This is a genomic window from Phaeodactylibacter sp. (assembly GCF_022763345.1).
GTDB lineage: Bacteria > Bacteroidota > Bacteroidia > Chitinophagales > Saprospiraceae > Phaeodactylibacter.
In genome coordinates this window covers 43,790-61,342 of record NZ_JALEGS010000018.1, presented here as the reverse complement: position 1 = coordinate 61,342, position 17,553 = coordinate 43,790, and the positions used below count along the sequence as shown (strand labels likewise).

General features: G+C 53.2%; 15 protein-coding genes. 11 read left to right on the top strand and 4 right to left on the bottom strand.

The window, feature by feature from the left end; translation table 11 throughout:
• Positions 1 to 42: 42 nt before the first annotated feature.
• Entirely contained in the window at positions 43 to 858 is an 816-nt protein-coding gene (locus MRY86_RS04425) for a universal stress protein (protein ID WP_293567294.1), read from the top strand.
• A gap of 5 nt (positions 859 to 863) precedes the next feature.
• Here the strand turns inward: MRY86_RS04425 and MRY86_RS04420 are convergent, their stop codons facing one another.
• On the bottom strand, positions 864 to 2,003 hold the full coding sequence (locus MRY86_RS04420; RefSeq protein WP_293567293.1) for a helix-hairpin-helix domain-containing protein: 1,140 nt from the start codon (positions 2,001 to 2,003) through the stop codon (positions 864 to 866).
• Positions 2,000 to 4,114, bottom strand: a complete 2,115-nt coding sequence (locus MRY86_RS04415) for a ComEC/Rec2 family competence protein (protein WP_293567292.1) — start codon at positions 4,112 to 4,114, stop codon at positions 2,000 to 2,002. Before MRY86_RS04415 ends, MRY86_RS04420 begins: the two co-directional genes overlap by 4 nt.
• Positions 4,115 to 4,447: 333 nt before the next feature.
• Between MRY86_RS04415 and MRY86_RS04410 the strand changes: the two genes are divergently transcribed.
• The gene (locus MRY86_RS04410; RefSeq protein ID WP_293567291.1) at positions 4,448 to 5,206 is read left to right on the top strand and encodes an NUDIX domain-containing protein; all 759 of its coding nucleotides are present in this window, start codon (positions 4,448 to 4,450) and stop codon (positions 5,204 to 5,206) included.
• A gap of 10 nt (positions 5,207 to 5,216) precedes the next feature.
• Here MRY86_RS04410 and MRY86_RS04405 read toward each other — a convergent pair whose 3' ends face one another.
• Positions 5,217 to 6,005 (bottom strand): hypothetical protein, encoded by a 789-nt coding sequence (locus tag MRY86_RS04405; RefSeq protein ID WP_293567290.1) that lies wholly within the window; start codon positions 6,003 to 6,005, stop codon positions 5,217 to 5,219.
• Between the two features lie 423 nt (positions 6,006 to 6,428).
• Here MRY86_RS04405 and MRY86_RS04400 point away from each other — a divergent pair, with 423 nt between their 5' ends.
• From MRY86_RS04400 to MRY86_RS04360, 9 genes are all read left to right on the top strand, one after another.
• A complete protein-coding gene (locus MRY86_RS04400; RefSeq protein WP_293567289.1) occupies positions 6,429 to 7,136 on the top strand; it encodes an ABC transporter ATP-binding protein in 708 nt (235 codons plus the stop codon).
• Positions 7,129 to 8,352 (top strand): ABC transporter permease, encoded by a 1,224-nt coding sequence (locus MRY86_RS04395; protein ID WP_293567288.1) that lies wholly within the window; start codon positions 7,129 to 7,131, stop codon positions 8,350 to 8,352. Before MRY86_RS04400 ends, MRY86_RS04395 begins: the two co-directional genes overlap by 8 nt.
• Positions 8,353 to 8,357: 5 nt before the next feature.
• The gene (locus MRY86_RS04390; protein WP_293567287.1) at positions 8,358 to 9,608 is read left to right on the top strand and encodes an ABC transporter permease; all 1,251 of its coding nucleotides are present in this window, start codon (positions 8,358 to 8,360) and stop codon (positions 9,606 to 9,608) included.
• Between the two features lie 32 nt (positions 9,609 to 9,640).
• A complete protein-coding gene (locus tag MRY86_RS04385) occupies positions 9,641 to 10,879 on the top strand; it encodes an HlyD family efflux transporter periplasmic adaptor subunit (protein ID WP_293567286.1) in 1,239 nt (412 codons plus the stop codon).
• Positions 10,880 to 11,213: 334 nt separating this feature from the next.
• Complete coding sequence (locus MRY86_RS04380; RefSeq protein WP_293567285.1) at positions 11,214 to 11,468, top strand: DUF6364 family protein; 255 nt, start codon at positions 11,214 to 11,216, stop codon at positions 11,466 to 11,468.
• Positions 11,458 to 11,889 carry a PIN domain-containing protein gene (locus MRY86_RS04375; protein WP_293567284.1) on the top strand — a complete coding sequence of 144 codons (432 nt, stop codon included), beginning with the start codon at positions 11,458 to 11,460 and terminating at the stop codon, positions 11,887 to 11,889. The genes MRY86_RS04380 and MRY86_RS04375 overlap by 11 nt, the downstream gene beginning before the upstream one ends.
• A 293-nt stretch (positions 11,890 to 12,182) precedes the next feature.
• A complete protein-coding gene (locus MRY86_RS04370) occupies positions 12,183 to 13,061 on the top strand; it encodes an RluA family pseudouridine synthase (RefSeq protein WP_293567283.1) in 879 nt (292 codons plus the stop codon).
• Between the two features lie 255 nt (positions 13,062 to 13,316).
• Positions 13,317 to 14,750 carry a sugar porter family MFS transporter gene (locus MRY86_RS04365; protein WP_293567282.1) on the top strand — a complete coding sequence of 478 codons (1,434 nt, stop codon included), beginning with the start codon at positions 13,317 to 13,319 and terminating at the stop codon, positions 14,748 to 14,750.
• A 91-nt stretch (positions 14,751 to 14,841) separates the two neighbouring features.
• Positions 14,842 to 15,651: a phytanoyl-CoA dioxygenase family protein gene (locus tag MRY86_RS04360; protein ID WP_293567281.1), complete on the top strand. Its 810-nt coding sequence runs from the start codon at positions 14,842 to 14,844 to the stop codon at positions 15,649 to 15,651.
• Between the two features lie 103 nt (positions 15,652 to 15,754).
• Here the strand turns inward: MRY86_RS04360 and MRY86_RS04355 are convergent, their stop codons facing one another.
• On the bottom strand, positions 15,755 to 17,527 hold the full coding sequence (locus MRY86_RS04355; RefSeq protein ID WP_293567280.1) for a RagB/SusD family nutrient uptake outer membrane protein: 1,773 nt from the start codon (positions 17,525 to 17,527) through the stop codon (positions 15,755 to 15,757).
• Positions 17,528 to 17,553: the final 26 nt, after the last annotated feature.

The following is a 17,553-nucleotide window of genomic DNA, read 5'->3' as shown; positions in this document are numbered from 1 at the left end:
CTCGTTCTTTTTTTATTTTCCAGTCTAAAAAGTGCCAACCTTATGCACCGATTGCTAGTCGCGACTGATTTTTCTCCCGCTGCCTGGACTGCTTTTGAGTACACCCTGCAACTGGCCGCCCACCTGAAGGCTGAAATCCACCTGCTTTTCATCAATAAGGCGGTGAAAGCGGAGACCTCCCTGCCCGAGCAGCACAGGCGGGCACTCATTGAACGCGATAACCAGGCGTATGAAAAAAAGCTGCAACGCTGGGCCCGGCACTATCCTGATCAGCCCCGGGAGTATGTAGCTTCGTCCAATCTTCATTTTCAGGTAAGAGCAGGGAAAGTCGCCTCTGGAATTATTCAGGCTGCCAGCGAGCTGCAGGCGGAGGTCATCGTTCTGGGTGGGCGCGAAAAGCACAACATCCGGGAGCACTTGTTTGGCAGTGTTACTACCCAGCTCATTGGCCGCAGCCCCTGCCCTATGCTCATCATACCGGAAAAAGCGCGTTACCAGAAGCTGGAAAGCATTGCTCTTGCGATTGATATCACCCTCAGCGAAGAGCGTGTATTCCAGGGGCTGAAAGAGATAGCCGGGCCGCTGAATGCTTCTGTACAGCCTTTTTTTGTCAATATGCTTCCGGGAGAACAGGATAAGGTCAAATTGGAGCAGCTTGACGCGAATGGACAGCGCATCGACATGGTACGTGACCGGGAGATAACGAGCGGCATTACCTATTATCTGGAGCAAAACCCGGTACAGATGCTTGCCATGTACATTCCGCGAAGGGCCTTTCATGAACACCTGCTGCATGGGCACCTGTTGCGGTACATGGCCTGGCATACGCCCTTGCCTTTATTACTGGTGCGGGAGTAGCCGCTCTAGTCAAACGACCAGTAAGGCTCCATTTTTTTCAGTACCTCTGCCGGGATCGACCGGATTTTTGATACCTCCTCAGCCGAGCTGAAAGCCCCGTGCTGCCCCCGGTAAGCGATAATGGCGTTGGCGTGCTTCCAGGTCAGATAAGGGTGTGCCTTCAGGCCGGCCGCATCCAAATGGTTGATCCGCAGGCGCTGCACCGGGCGGTCTACTACCAATTGCGGACGGATGCGCTGAAAGGTGCTGTCGGGCAGCCCGTAAGTCTCCCCAACCTGGTCCACATGAGCAAAACCGCCCAGCTTGTCTCTGAATCCACAGATACGGCGGGCGAAAGCCGGGCCGATTCCCTGCAAAGCCTGCCACTCTTCCGGGGTCGCGGTATTGATTCGGATGGATGTAGGGGTTTCAGGTGCTTTAGGCTTCGGCGGGGCGACTTGGGCTTCTGCACCTGCTGCCTGGTCTTCTGGCTTGCGCTCACTTGTGGGGATCGATACAAAAGGCATTAGTGCTTCTGCCTGATCAGAAGGTAAGCCATATATCTTTTTCAGGTCTTCGGGCTGTCGAAACTTCCCTCCCTTATCCCGGTAATTAATCAGGGTGCGCACGGTACGCCCGGAGAACCCTAACAGCATCAGGCTGTCGCCGGAAAGGGTATTGGGGTCGAAGGCAAAGCGTTGGGGGGCGGGCGCTTCGGCAGCAGGTTTCGATTGAGGTTGGGGCTTAGGTGGGCGGCTCAGTATGCGGACGTAAGGGGCGATCCGGGCATAATCCTCCTCAGAGAGGGTGTAAATATCCTGAAGGTCTTCGGGCTGCCGGAAGGGCTTGACCTTTTCGCGAAAGCGGACAATAGTGGTAGCAGTCTTGCGCGACAGACCCAGCAGCTGAAGGCTGTCCAAGGGTAAGGTATTGGGATCAAAATGGAATAAGTCTGGCTCCTGTACAGTAGCGGAGGGGGCATCCTTAGGAGGCAGGAATGCTTTAAGCTCCGCCTCGAAATCATCAAATCCAACAGAAGTTGGAGGAGATAAAATGGGGTACACCAATGGCAGCAGTGCAAAAGTAAAGATCAAAATCGCCAGTATCCACGCTCCGTTGCGCTCCGATTTGGTGTAATAGAAGTAGTCTTTAAGCCAGTCGTTCATTCTGCCGGGGTTTTAATCCATGATTCGATGATACTGTTTTCCAGCGTTACCGCCCCTGTCTGGGCAGTGTAATAAAAAGCCAGTCCCAGCGCTTTCGCCTCCTCCGACCAGTCTGCTGCCCGCCAGGGTGGATTGGAGCCATCAGCGATAAAGCAGGAGGTGTTTATGCGCTCCAGGACTTCGCCAAGCCTTACTTTAGGGCTTTGGCTAAGGACCACGGCATCCACCCGGAAGCTTCCTTCACCTGCCAATTGTTCCGGTTCTTCGAGGACCAGCAACCGGGCCTCCCCAAGCTGCCAGTAGCCCTTTTGCCCCGCCGCGGCATCCACCTTTGCGGACTGCCGGGAGTGAAGGAGGGTATCCACACGGGCCCGACGGCGCCAGCGGTGCGCCTCACAGGCGAAAGCCAGGCGGTCCTGCTCCAATCCAGGGCTGGTGATTTGAGCAATGCCGTTGCCGTGAAATACATCTACCGCAGTATGCTTATACACCTGATACACGACCACCGATTGTTGATGCCAGCTTACCCACTTCTGCCAGGCGTAACTCCCTGCCAGCAAAGCTCCTGTCAACAAGCTGCCCAGTACCCACCGGAACTGCCGGGTCCGGTGCCCCAGTATCAGCCCAGTTAATAGGGCATAGAGCCCCCAAACGCCAGCGAGCCCAATCCAAATGCCTTCCAAAAGCCCGCCGGGCAGTTGCTGAATGATAAAGATGCCCGCATTGACCCAATAGATGAGGCCGTAGAGTGCTTTGGCGATCAGCGCTCCCAGCACAGGTACACTATGGAAGGCCAGCAGCAGAAGCGTTAGGGAAAGGATGAGCCCGGCAGCGGGCACTACAATCAGGCCCGAAAGCACAAAGTAGAGTGGGAACTGATGAAAGTAGTACAGGCTGATGGGTAGTGTGCCGAGTTGCGCCGCCAGAGAAACCGCTGATAGCTGCCAAAGATAGTCACCAATCCGGTGCTCAATATGCCAAAGGCTGTAGATGCGGGGCTGAAAGTAGACGATGCCCAGCACCGCCAGGTAGGACAGCTGAAAACCTACATGGTATAACAGATTGGGGTTGATCGCCAGGAGCACAAGCGCTGAAGCAGACAGGGTGTTGTAGACATTTGTAGTCCGCTGTAAAGCAAGGCCTACAGCCAGAAAGCTAAACATAGTGGAAGCACGGAGCACGGAGGGTGCGGCACCTGTCAAAAGCGCAAACGCCCAAATGCCGGCAATGATTAGCCCGGTCTTGACTATTTTCCACCACGGCTGCCTTAGCGGGATAAGCCCCAGCAGCCACATGAGAATGAGCTGTACCAGGCCAACGTGCAGCCCGGAGACGGCCAGCACATGCATGGCCCCGGTATTGGCATAGGCGTTTTCTACTTCCTCCGTTAGGGCCGATTTGTACCCCATAGTCAGCGCGGCGCCTACGGCATATTCGTTTGGGGTAGGCAGGTATCGTTCCAGTATCTTTAAAGCCCGGGTACGCAGATGGGCAGCATAGCTCAGCAGGCCCGGTCGGTGCTCCAGCCTTATCCAATTGGTATCGGCAAAAACCTGATGGTGGATATCCCGGGCCGCCAGGTATTTTCTATAGTCGAACTGATCCGGATTAAGAGGCGGGCTTACCGGGCGGACTTTTCCGTGAAGCATAATCCGGTCACCAGTAATGGGAGATGCATCCGGCAGGGGGCGGTCGAGGTAGGCGAGTACCTGGCCAGTAGCAGGTAGGGAGTGGCCGGTTGTGTCTGAAATGGCTGTAGCGCGTAGCGTAACTTTCAGGCGTTGCCCGGCCGGCACAACATCTATGACTGCACCCACCAGAGTAGCAGGGTGGTCTTCCCGGAGTTGGTTTTGGAAATGGTGGGCGTAGCTGCGGGTATCGTGCAGCAGGGCAAGCGCAAGCCCCAGCCCGGCAAAAGCCATGGTTGTCATTACGCCAGGTATCCACCGCAAGCGAAATGCCCACTTCCGGTAGAGGGTAAGGCCCAGGGCAATAATGCCAAAGAGTGCCAACCCCAGCCCCAGCTCCCAATAAGGTGAAATACGGGCAAGTCCAATCCCCACCATAGTGGACAGCAGCAATCTTAACATGGGGGTCTCTCTCCAGTTCATATTACAGAAGCGCGTTAAATCATATTTTCAATTCTGGTTATCCCGGATAAAGCTTCTGTTTTGCCACCAAATGACTGAAACAGTGTGTTATGTCAATGCCGGGGTACTCTTACTTTTATATTTTTGCGCCTGAAAGCGCTTACTGAATAAATATAGAACATTTTTGAAAAATATACCTTGAAGTTTTGTCGAGGAGAATCTGCGGCTGATTCTCAAGCGCTTAATCTGCACTATAAAATTGTGTACAATATACACTAAGTGTGTCGTGTTTAATTTGGTAAGGATTGAAATATTTCTTTATTTTCCACTTGTATATTAGAATGACTGGCTATAATGAACGAATTCAACGAATATTTTAAGTCTGCTTTTACAGTTGATAATGTGATTTTTGGATTTGATGAAGGCGATCTTAAAGTATTGCTCATCAAGCGGGGGGAAGAGCCCTATCATGGCAAATGGGGCTTGCCAGGCTATTTTGTGTACCCTAATGAAGATTTGGATACCGCAGCCAAGCGGGTTCTTGAACAGTTGACAGGCTTACGCAATGTATTCCTGGAGCAGGTTAAGACTTTCGGTACCGTCAACCGCCACCCCTTTGGCCGGGTCATTACTGTAGCCTACTTTTCGCTCATTAAGATCAGCCACTATACACTTCAGCCTTCTTCTATTGCCCGGAAAGCCAAATGGCACTCTGTGGCAGAGGTGGAAGACCTGGCGTTTGACCACAACGATATCCTCAATGCCTGCTTCAACCGCCTGAAGTGGCTGGTCCGCTCCCGCCCGGTGGGGTTCGAGTTATTGCCACCTAAGTTTACCCTGACGGAACTGCAGCACCTTTATGAAGCGATTTTGGAAACCAAGCTGGACAAGCGTAATTTCCGGAAAAAGATTCTGACCATGGATCTGTTGGTGGACCTGGAGGAAACCCAGGAAGGCGTGGCGCACCGCCCCGCCCGGTTGTATCAGTTTGACCGCAACCGTTATGAGCAGTTGCTGGCCGAAGGGCTCAGCTTTGAGCTCAAGGAAAGCAAACGTAAGGAACCTTCAGAGCGCAAGCCCCGGGCAAAAAGAAAGCCTCAGCAGCTCGCGTAGACTCCTGTATTTACCAATCCTCTCCGTAAGTATTGCCAATTACTAGGTCCAACCCTTCGTAAGTCTCCCGGTAAGTATTGATGAGCTCGGTTACGGCGGATTTCCGGTCGGCGGTCAGGGCTCGCTGAAAGGTAAGTGTTGTGGAGGCTGGGGCAACTGTTTCGGGAAATAGGATTTCCTGTCCATTATTTTCGGACTCGAAGAAACCGTAGTGCCCGTCAGTAAGTCCTTGCGCTTCTGTGATCTGTTCCAGTTCGGTATAAAAGGCAACGGCAGCATTGCTCAGGCTATCCACGCCCTGATGATCGATATACCCCCAGATGGTGTGCTCAGGCAGGCGGAACAACCGGTCATGTAAAGGCAGCACTCCTCCTCCTGACTCAAGTTCAATTTGAAAAAACGAATCGCTCACTCTGAGGGTCCCTTCCCGTTCCACCGTCTCCCGGAGACCTATCGAAACCGGATAAAAGCCGTTGCTCAGCGTTCCGATCTCTACCAAAGCCCGTGCCGGTTCATCTGCCGGGTCGCAATCACTTGAGGTGAGCACCTGATTGATGCTCAGAGCAAGCATCTGACCCTCCTGCCACTGAAAGGAATAATCAATACCTGCATCCTCGCAGCCTACTGATTCAATCGTGCGGAGCTTCCAGTTCAGAGAACGGTTGCCATTTTCGAAGACTTCGCTTAGCTCCAGATAAAACTCGTCTTCCACATCCGGCACAATAACCGTATCTGAGTCCAGGCTACAGCCTGCCATCAGCAAAACCCCAATAATGAACCCTACGTAAATTTTCGCCATCTTCTATTTTGCTTTCGGAAGTCAAATCGTGCCTTATATCTAGTTATTAACGACTTGTATTTCAAAATGCTGCCTGCAAATCTAATAATACTGATAGGGGAATTCGACTTTCAAGCGCATCAATAGGGTAATATACTGACGATTAAGTGGTTTGCCGCAGCAAACCTACTCAATGCTCGCCCGTGTCTTGCCGCCTTTGGGCTTTGACCACCTTAAAGGCAGGAGGGTCAGCATTTACGCTAGGAAGTGGCTTGCTCCGATGTCGCAAACCACTTCGTATTGCGTATACACCAAAAACCAGCACCTTCTACATCTAGTATTTGCAGGCTTTTGTCCAAAATAAGTGCCTGTCTGGCAAGGTGAGCTAACTTTGTCAGTCACCTGAAATACCGAATCAGGCGTACTACTGCAACCCGACTGTCTATGATACAACTGAAAAACATTCGCAAAGCCTACCAAACCGGATACAACCGACTGGAAGTCCTCAAAGGCATAGACCTGCACCTCAAAGAAGGTGCTTTTGCCTCTATCATGGGCTCTTCCGGCTCCGGCAAGTCTACCCTGCTTAATATACTAGGTATCCTGGACGAGTACGATGAAGGGGAGTACCGCCTCGATGGCAAACTCATACAGGGGCTTTCCCAAACCGAAGCCGCTCAATACCGCAACCGGTTTATTGGCTTTGTGTTCCAATCCTTCAACTTGCTCCCATTCAAGACCGCTGCGGAGAATGTGGCACTGCCGCTTTATTACCAAAAGGTAGACCGCAACGAACGCCACAAACGTGCTGTTGAGTACCTGGATATGGTTGGACTGGCTGATTGGTCGGACCATTTGCCAACACAACTCTCTGGCGGGCAGCAGCAGCGCGTTGCCATCGCCCGGGCCCTGATTACACAGCCCAAAGTCATTCTGGCGGATGAGCCAACCGGAGCCCTGGATTCCAAAACCTCCTACGAGGTGATGGAAATTTTCAAAAAGGTAAACAACGATGGCATGACCGTTCTGATCGTCACACATGAGAATGACATCGCTGCGATGACTAAGCAGGTCATCCGCCTGCGGGATGGCCTCATCGAGTCCAACGGAAACCCCGTGGCGGCTGCACCAAATACCTCCGGCCATGATTGATTTCGATAAGTGGAGAGAAATTTTCAATTCCATTCAGCGGCATCCGCTACGGACCATACTTACTGCCCTCGGGGTGTTTTGGGGCATTTTTATGCTGATCATCCTACTCGGTGCGGGAGATGGCCTGCAAAACGGCGTGGAATACGAATTCCGCGACGACGCCATCAACAGCATGTGGATACGCAATGGCACGACCTCTGTGCCCTACCGGGGGCTGCCCAAAGGCCGGCGCATTGAGTTCACCAACGAAGACTACGACATGCTGCGCGAGCAGTTTGATGATATCGAGCACCTGACCGGGCGTTATTATCTTTCCGGCGATCAGATGACGGTCTACAAAGACAAAAGGCTCTCCTTTACCACCCGGGCGGTCCACCCCGGTCACCGCTATCTGGAGAATACCTTGATTGATGCCGGCCGCTACATCAGCGAGCAAGACTTGAAAGAGGTCCGAAAAGTCGCCGTTATTGGTAAGATCGTAAAGCAGGACCTGTTTGGTGAAGAGGATGCTATTGGTAAAGCCATCGAAATCGGAGGTATTGTCTACACCGTCGTGGGCACCTACAGCGATACCGGCGGTGAGAATGAGATGCGTATCATTTATATTCCGGTCACCACCGCACAAAAGGTATATGCCGGCACCAACCGCCTGCATCAACTCATGCTGACGACGAAGGACCTGACCCTTGAAGAGACCAAAAAACTGGAAAACAAGATACATGCTGCCTTTGCTGCCAGGCACGACTTTAGTGTGGAGGATCGCCGCGCGGTATCCATCTTTAGCGCAGCGGAAGAGTACCAGGACTTTATTAATCTGTTTGCCGCCATCAAGATTTTCGTTTGGTTCGTTGGGCTAGGCAGCATCATTGCCGGGGTCATTGGGATTAGCAATATCATGTTGATTGTGGTAAAGGACCGGACCCGGGAAATCGGTGTTCGTAAAGCCCTGGGGGCTACGCCTTACTCGATCATTTCTATGATCCTGCAGGAGGCCGTGCTCATAACGGCTGTAGCGGGTTACCTGGGGCTTTTGGCAGGTGTTGGCGCCATTAGCCTGATGGAGTCGATGGAAGTCGATTACTTCCGCAACCCTCAGGTCGATCTGGGGGTGGGGCTGGCTGCTACCCTGGTGCTGGTCATTGCCGGTGCACTGGCCGGCTGGATGCCTGCCCGGCAGGCGGCCCGAATCAATCCTGTTGAAGCCATGAGAAGTTAACGATTATGCTACTAGACCGCGACAGCTGGCAGGAAATTCTTGCCACCCTAAAAAAACATAAGCTCCGTACCGGCCTCACGGCTCTGGGCGTATTCTGGGGCATCTTCATGCTGGTCTTCGTACTGGGCATGGGCAAAGGCCTGGAGAATGGCGTCTTCCGGGGCTTCGGAGAGCGGGCCAAAAACATCATGTTTGTCTGGCCGGAGCGCACAACCATGCCCTATCAGGGCTTGCAGCCCGGCCGTTATCCGACGTTCCGGCTGGATGATATCGAGGCTATTCAAGAGACACTGGGCGATGTACAGCACGTAGCGCCCCGCCTGTCTATGAACAATGTCCCCGTTTACCGGAATGAGATTGGCGAGACCCGGGAAATCCGGGGCGAACTCGACAACATGATCAAAGTCGAAGCCCTCCAACTTTTCACGGGCAGGTACATCAATGAGCGGGATCTTGAGGAGGCCCGCAAAGTAGCAGTGGTTGGCAAACGGACGGCAGAGCTGCTATTTGGAGAGGAGGAGCCTATCGGGCAATACATCCGGGTGCAGGGCGTGGAATTCCAGGTGGTGGGCACCTTTGGCCCGCAGCAGCTGAAACCCTGGACGGAAAGCGACATGGAAGCGATCGTTATCCCACTGACCGCCATGTACCGCACCTTTGGCACTGGCGAGCGCATCGACTACTTCGTCTGCATGGCACAGCCCAATGTGCTGGTCAGTCAGGTAGAGCCACAGGTCAAGGGCTTGCTGAAAAAGCGCCACCACATCCATCCGGAGGATCCGAGGGGCGTAGGCTCTTTCAACCTGGAAAATGAGTTTTTGAGCGTCACCAACCTGTTTGGGGGCATACAGGCCTTCCTCTGGTTTGTTGGCATCGGCACCCTGCTGGCGGGCATCGTGGGCGTAGGCAATATCATGCTCATTACCGTCAAGGAGCGCACCAAGGAGATCGGCGTGCGCAAGGCGCTGGGGGCACCGCCGTCGAGTATTGTCCGGATGGTGCTGGCAGAGTCGGTCCTCATCACGGCCACATCGGGCTATCTGGGGCTTATTGTCGGGACTTTCCTGATCTGGGGCGTCAGTGCGCTGATGCGGGCCAATGATGTGGTACTCGATAATTTCCACAATCCGGAAATCAGCCTTTCGGTAGGCATAGGATCGGTGATCCTGCTGACGCTTTCCGGGGTTATCGCCGGGGCCATCCCCGCCCGGCATGCGGCACGGGTCAATCCGGTTGTCGCACTCAAAGATGAATAAGTTGAAGTCACCCATAAAAAACAGTCATTATTATGAACAGAGGTTGTCTAATTGGTTTCGGTGCATTCCTGATCATTGCCACCATTGGCCTGGGCATCTACTTTTACCAGCGCAATACCAAAGAACCAGAAAATTACGAGGTGGTCCAGCCTGAAAAGACGGACATCATTAAAAAGACGGTGGCAACCGGCGCAATCCGGCCCCGCAAGGAGGTGATGGTCAAGCCGCAGGTCTCCGGTGTGGTCGATGAAATCTACGTCGAAGAAGGCGAACTGGTGACCAAAGGGCAGAAACTCGCCCGTATAAAGCTGGTGCCCAGTGAGGTCAATATCAACACGGCTAAGTCCAACGTGGAACTGGCCCGCCTGCGCCTGCAAGAAGCGCAACGCGAACTGGCCCGGCAGCGTAACCTCAACAAGCAGCAGCTCGACGTAGAGGAAGCCCGTGCCGGCTTTGAGAATGCCAAACAGGAGGAGGCCCGGCAGCGTGGCCTGTTCGAGGAAGGGGTGATTTCCGAACAGGACTACAACCGCTTCAAGCTCGACCTGGAACTGGCACGTGCAGCTTTTGAAAATGCAAAAGTGGTGGCCCAAAACAGCGTAAAGCAGTTTGAGACGGAGGTTGATATCCGCGAGCAGGAACTACAGGCCGCCATCAATAACCTGCAGCTGCTGCGGGAGGGGGCCAGCTCTAATTCCCGGCAGGTAGCCAATATCGTCACGTCTACCCTTGACGGTATGGTGCTGGATATCCCGGTGGAGGAAGGCACTTCCGTCATTGAGCGCAACAACTTCAATGAAGGCACGAGCATCGCCATCGTGGCCGACATGAACGCCCTGATCTTTGAAGGTAAGGTAGACGAATCAGATGTGGGCAAACTCAAGGAAGGCATGCCCCTGTTACTGACCGTGGGCGCCATCGACAATCAGAGCTTTGACGCTACCCTGGAGTTTATTTCCCCAAAGGGCGAAGACGAAGAAGGCACGGTGAAATTTGAGGTACGGGCAGCAGTCAAGCCTACCGATGATGTATTCCTGCGGGCGGGCTATAGTGCTAATGCCGACATCATCCTGGACCGCCGCAAGCAAGTCCTGGCCATACAGGAGCGCGATATTCTTTACGAAAGCGATACCACCTATGTGGAAGTCAAAACCGGCGACCGTTCCTTTGAGAAGCGTCAGGTGGAGCTGGGCCTCTCGGATGGCATTAAGGTGGAAGTGCTGGGTGGACTGGATGATTCCAGTGAGGTGAAGGTGCAGACGAAGGGGTAGGATTGGGGCGAGGCAGGTATTCTGGTGTTCTGGTTTTTTGGTGCTCTGGCTACGGCGGACGGTGGACCGCCTTCGCCTGTACGGGCTACGGCGTACGGTGGGTATTATGGCTTTATCCTGCATTAAGCAAAAAACGGTCCTAAAAAACGTTAAATCTGGCATACTCGCCAAAAAACAACCCCAAGGCCACAGGGCTCATATTTTACTGATGAACAAAAGACAATGGGAGCTTTCTGATGCTCAGAATCAATGATTTAGGCTAACTTGAACTAGCCTAAACAAACACGTGTTGGATATTCTGGATTAAACACGTATTTTAAAATAAAAAATTGGCATGAATACTAAGCTAACATTGACGATTGAAAAAGAAGTCATAAAAATTGCAAAAGAATATTCAAAAGAAAGGGGACAAAGTTTGTCTGAACTGGTAGAGAATTACTTCAAGTTGATTACGAACGAAAGGAGACCAATCAAGCCTAGCGAATTATCTCCCAGAGTCAAGAGATTGAGAGGAATTATAAAGGCAGATAAAGGTTTAGACTATAAACAAATCCTCACAGAAGAACGACTTAAGAAATATGGCAAGTAAAATTTTTATAGACGCTGATGTCGTAATTGATTTTTTCACGGACAGATTGCCATTTGGGAATCCTGCGAGTGAAATTTTTGAATTGAATGAACGGGGGAAAATTCAACTTTATCTATCGGCAGCAAGCATCAACAATATCTACTACATCGTAAGAAGGTTTTTAGGTCATAAAAGCACTTTGAAAGTAGTGGAGGAATTAACTGAAATGACTGAAATTGTAGGGACTACAAAACAAGAAATCCTGCAAGCGTTGAAAAATGACTTTAAAGATTTTGAGGATTCGATCCAATATTCCTGTGCATTAACCATTAATGGGCTGGAAGCTATCTTGACAAGGAATATAAAGGACTATAAGAATTCTGAAATAGCAGTCTTTACTCCAGAAAATTACTTGAAAACCAAAAAGGATATCGAGGGCTAGTGGGACTCACCGGGGACACTTGGTGTTAGGTTGGGCTTTGCTTCACCCGGTGTGCTGTGGGCGGAGAGTGTGGTCATTGCTTTAGCTGGGGGTATTATGGTTTTTTGGCATTATGGTGTTGGCTTGGCCATGGCGAGCGGATCCCACTTCGCCCGTACGGGCTATGGCGGACAGAGGGTGTTTTGGTTTTCATGGCTTCGGCTGGGATTTGGTACTCTGGTTTTTCCTGGCCGCAGCCGCCCCATTTGGCAATCTGCCCCAAACCCCGTTCTTTTGCAGGAAAGCTAAGTACTATGCCCAAGCGCCAACAAAAGCACCGGGTCCGGAGCATTACGCCCGGCACTTCCCTGACCGACTACTGCCGGACAGCCTTTCCACTGCTGGGCAGTAAAACGGCGGTGAAGAAAGCCATTGCCGATGGCCGGCTGCTGGTTAATGGACAACCGACACAGTTACAAACGGTACTCCAAAAGGGCGATCAGTTGCAGCTAAAGGGGGCCGGGCTGCCCAAAGCCCGTAAATTCGATCAGGACCTGCCGGTGGTTTGGGAAGACGACCACCTCGTCATCGTCAATAAGCCCGGGGGCATTGCCACCAACGGCGACCGTATACAAACCGTGGAAAATGCACTGGCCGGCAGCATACCGCCTCCGCCCCTGCCTGATGCCCTGCCCCGGCCGGTTGCCGTACACCGCATTGATTTGCCAACTAAAGGGCTGGTGCTCCTGGCTAAGACCAAAAGTGCCCTGATGGCCATGAGCCAGGCTTTCGAAGACAATCAGGTGAAAAAAGCCTATCAGGCGGTGGTGCACGGGCAGCCGCCAGCTGCCGGCACCTTTGATGCGCCCATTGATGGCAAAACGGCAGTTACCCATTTTCAAACCCTGCGCACGGTGCCTTCGCTGGTCTATGGGCATCTTTCCCTGGTGGAACTACAGCCCGTTACCGGGCGCACGCATCAGCTGCGTATCCACCTGCAGCAGGCCGGGCACCTGATTGTGGGGGACAAGCACTATGCAAAGGGCACCGACACCATCCTGGGCAAGGGGCTCTTCCTCTGTGCCTGCCGGCTTTCCTTCACCCACCCGCATACCGGAGAAAAGGTGGAAGTGCGCATCCGTCCGCCCCGGCGTTTCCTCAAGACTTTGGACAGAGAAGAAGGACGAAGCTGACCGGCTCCCCACCAAAGAAAATTACGATTCTACGTTAATTGCCGTCATTAATTCCATAAGTCCGGTGTGTTTTCTTAAATTTCTCCCGCGGGAAATGGGTGCTTATTGTTTGAATAACACTATCTTTCCGCTACAAAACAATCGACGACGCATCACTGCCCTTTGCCAGCTACGGCATGGTTGGGGCAAAACAAAACGAAACCATTGGCTGTGCTCCACCACTTTAGCAAGGGTACTGCCGAAAACCAAAACAACATGGAGAGTCAACCAAAAAAAATCAGTCTAATTTTTATCAGTGGAATTGCCGCGCTCGGCGGTTTCCTCTTTGGGTTCGACAGCGGAGTCATTAACGGCACCGTTGATGCCCTTCAGTTAGCCTTTGATTCGGATGCCGCGGTTACCGGGTTTAATGTGGCCTCCGTTTTGCTGGGCGCTATGGCCGGTGCCTTTTTTGCCGGTACAGCTGCCGATAAGTTTGGCCGTAAGCCGGTCATGATCGTTACGGCAATCGGCTTTACGATCAGCGCCTGGGGCTCGGGCATTTCCGATGGCTCGGTAGAGTTTGTGCTTTACCGTATCCTGGGTGGCGTATCCATGGGAGCAGCGAGTGTGCTGGCACCGGCCTACATCAGTGAGATCGCGCCGCCAAAAATCCGGGGCAGCCTGGCTACCCTGCAGCAGCTGATGATCGTGATCGGGCTTTTCATGGCCTTCATGAGCAACTACTGGCTGGCCGGACAATCGGGTGGCGCATCAGAGGTCTTCTGGGGCGGCTTCCAAACCTGGCAGTGGATGTTCTGGGCGGAAATTATTCCGGCGGCGATCTTCTTGTTTGCCTTGCTGACCATCCCGGAATCGCCCCGCTATTTGGTGGCGGCGGGCCGGGAAGCCGAGGCGGCGCAGGTCCTGGCAGGGATATCGCCTGATGAGGATGCAGAGGAAAAGGTAGCGGATATCCGTTCCACGTTGCGCGAAGGCACTAAGCCCCGCCTGAAGGACGTGATCAGTTCTTACACCGGCAAGATTCACCCGCTGGTCTGGGCAGGCCTGGGCCTGGCGGTGCTGCAGCAGTTCACGGGCATTAATGTGATTTTTTACTACGGTGCCACCCTATGGCAGGCCGCCGGCTTCACAGAAGCGGATGCGCTGTTGCAGAACGTGATCACCGGTAGTGTCAATATTTTCTTCACCATCGTGGCCATCGTTTTGGTAGACCGGCTGGGCCGGAAGCCCCTCCTTTTGGTGGGCTCCATCGGGCAGGCGGTGATGCTGGGCATCATGGCGTACATTTTCTCCAACGCAGCTTCCAGCGGGCCGGACGGGATAGAGCTGTCTTCCAGTCAGGGCACCTACGCCCTCCTGGCAGCCAACGGCTACATTGCCTTCTTTGCCTTCTCTTGGGGCCCGGTGATGTGGGTGATGCTGGGCGAGATGTTCCCCAACCAATACCGGGGCGCAGCATTGGCCCTTTGCGGCCTCGCACAATGGGGTGCCAACTTCCTGATTACCATTAGCTTTCCCATCTTGCTTGCAGGTATCGGGCTGGGGCTGTCGTACGGTATCTACGCTTTCTTCGGGCTGGTCGCTTACTTCTTTGTGAAATTCTACGTGAAAGAGACCAAAGGCAAGACGCTGGAAGATATGTCACGGGAAGAGGCGGCGCTGGAGCGTGGCGGCGCGCAGGCGTAATGCCAAACCATCCCGTATAGCTTCCACAGCAAGAGCTTGTCTGAACATACCCTGTTTGGACAAGCTCTTTTTTCTGACCTAAATCATCAAGATGAAAGCTATCCTGAACCACCTGAATGAGCCCCTGCAGCTCACCGCTGCCCAAATCGGGTTCTACCAAAAGTTTAATTTCATCAAAATTAAGGAAGTACTGAATGCGGAGGCTATTCACTACTTCAATGAGGTCATCAGCCGGAAAGTGAATGAATTGCGAAAAGCGGAACAGCCATTGGAGGAGCGGGACACTTATGGTAAAGCTTTCCTGCAGTTGTTCAACCTCTGGCAGGAAGATGAAGCCATCAGGCAACTGGTATTCAGCAAGCGGCTGGCGAGCCTGGCAGCACAGCTGATGCAGGTCGATGGGGTGCGCTTGTACCACGATCAGGCACTTTTCAAGGAAGCCGGTGGAGGCATCACTCCCTGGCATGCCGATCAGCATTACTGGCCCCTGGCTACCGACAAAGCCATCACGGCCTGGATTCCGCTCCAAGCCACTCCGCTCGATATGGGCCCGCTGGAATTTAGCGCCGGCAGCCAACAGATCAAGACAGGCCGGGAACTCTCTATTTCCGATGAAAGCGAGCAGCAGATTCGGGAAACCCTCCGGGTAACGGATTTTGAGCACATTGTAGAGCCTTTTGACCTGGGCGAAATCAGCTTCCATTCCGGGTGGGTATTCCACCGCGCAGGTGCTAATCAAAGCTCATCCATGCGCAAAGTAATGACCATCATCTACATGGACAGGGATATGCGGTTGAAAGCCCCGACCAATGCCGGTCAGGAAAACGACTGGAAAACCTGGTGCCCGGGAGCGGAAATCGGAGCGGTCATTGATACGCCGCTGAACCCGGTGCTGGTTTAGAGCCCCGATCTCCCTGTCACCATAAAAAAAGGCAGCAGTACCACATTTGATACTGCTGCCTTCGTTTTTTTACGCTCCAGGCTTATTTGGCCAAAGCTTAAGTTTAGTACCCTCTGTTCTGTACCAGGAACCCGTCCAAAACAGAAGCGCCGTCAATCGCGCTCTGCGGGATAGGGAACAGGCGCTTGTTCACGTCTGTGCTGTTCTTCTCAGTCCAGGTATCCTCATATTTGCCAAAGCGGATTTGGTCATTGCGGCGGTGGCCTTCCCAGTATAGTTCGAAGCCACGCTCGTCGTAAAGGCGATCGAGGTCAATATCACTGAGTGGCGCAGGCGTTTGTTCCGGGCGGGCATTTCTGGCCGTGCGCAGGGTGTTGATGTCCTCCAGCGCGCCAGCTACATCCCCTTTGCGGAATTTGGCTTCTGCCCGGTTCAGGTAAACCTCTCCCAGACGCAGCAGAACGAGGTCCACGCTGCTGTTAGCCGTGCCGTTGGGCGAGGTGCGGCTGAACTGATGCTTGGCGAAGCGGTAGCCAGTGTTGTGGAAACTGCCTTCCGTAGTGAAGTTGATGTCTACCACGTGGGTGACGTACACTTCTTCCTCTGCTTCTCTGACAGAGCTGGTCGCATCCTCCCGTACCGGATAAATACGTGCGGAGCCATCGGCGCAAGCCAGGAAGTTGCCATCCGGGCCTTCTCTGGGGCCCCACTGAACACCGCGAAGAATGCCCCGGTCCATCTGAAAATCCAAGGGTGGCACACAGAAAAAGTGGTCTTCGTCATTGGCCGGAGAAAGACCCGTCAGGTCCTGCAATTCCTCAGGGACCATCACATTACGCTTGTAGAAGCGGGCGTCGGCATCCGCTGGGTCGATATCGCCATAGGCATCCACCCAGGTCTGATAGAAATCCGGAGTCATTGCCGGGCCATTGGTACCATCGGGATTGCCATCCGCAATCCACTCCGGGCGTGCCAGATAAGCGCCCGAAACAGACCAATAGGCCCATCTGCCGTGCTCGTTGGATAATTGTCCTCTCTGGTCCAGTGCAAAGATCAGCTCAGGGTTGCCATTATTGTCATCGTTAAACAGGTCAAAGTACTCCGACTCAAGGGAGTAGCGGCCGGAGTTGATGATGAGATCGGTATACTCAATCACCTTGTCCATATCCTCTGTTGTGAAGTCAGGCGTGCCATAAGGGTCACGATATACTGCTGCATTCAGGTGCAACCTGGCTAACAGACCCCAAACAGCCCCCTGTGTGAACCGGCCTGTGCCCTTATCCGTATTGATCACGTCCACTACAGACAGCAGCTCACTTTGGATGTAGTCGATGGCGTCCTGCCCTCTCAAAATCCGGGAGGTTTCCGTAGAGTTTTCCTTCTGGAATGCCAGGCCCCAGCTGTCCATCATGAGCATATTGAGGTAAGCGCGCAGGGTAATCATCTCGTACAGTGCACCTTCGGCTTCCGTATCCCCCGCCTCCGCAAGCGGCCGAAGCACTTCAATAGCCGATAAAGCCCTCGAAATATTGGTCGTCACGCCATTCCAGGAATCCGTCACGACCTCATTGGTGGGTGTCACCTGATGGGCATGCAGCGCGATGTATTTTCCGCCGTCAAACCAGTCCGTTCCGCCCCGTGCCGGCAGAATGGCTTCATCAGAAGTGACTTCCTGCAGGCCAAAATAGATGGTGTGCCGCCATACTCCTCTTCGCATATATCCATAAGCCGGCGCAATCGCACCGCTAATGATTTCTGCCTGGCCGGTGCCCGCAAAGGATTCATCCAGAACGTTTTCCTCCAGGTCGGTACAGCTCCACTGCATGCAGAGCAGTGCCGTCAGGAAAAGGGTTTTATAAAAATGTTGCTTTTTCATTATTGTTGGTGTAAAAAGTCAGATAA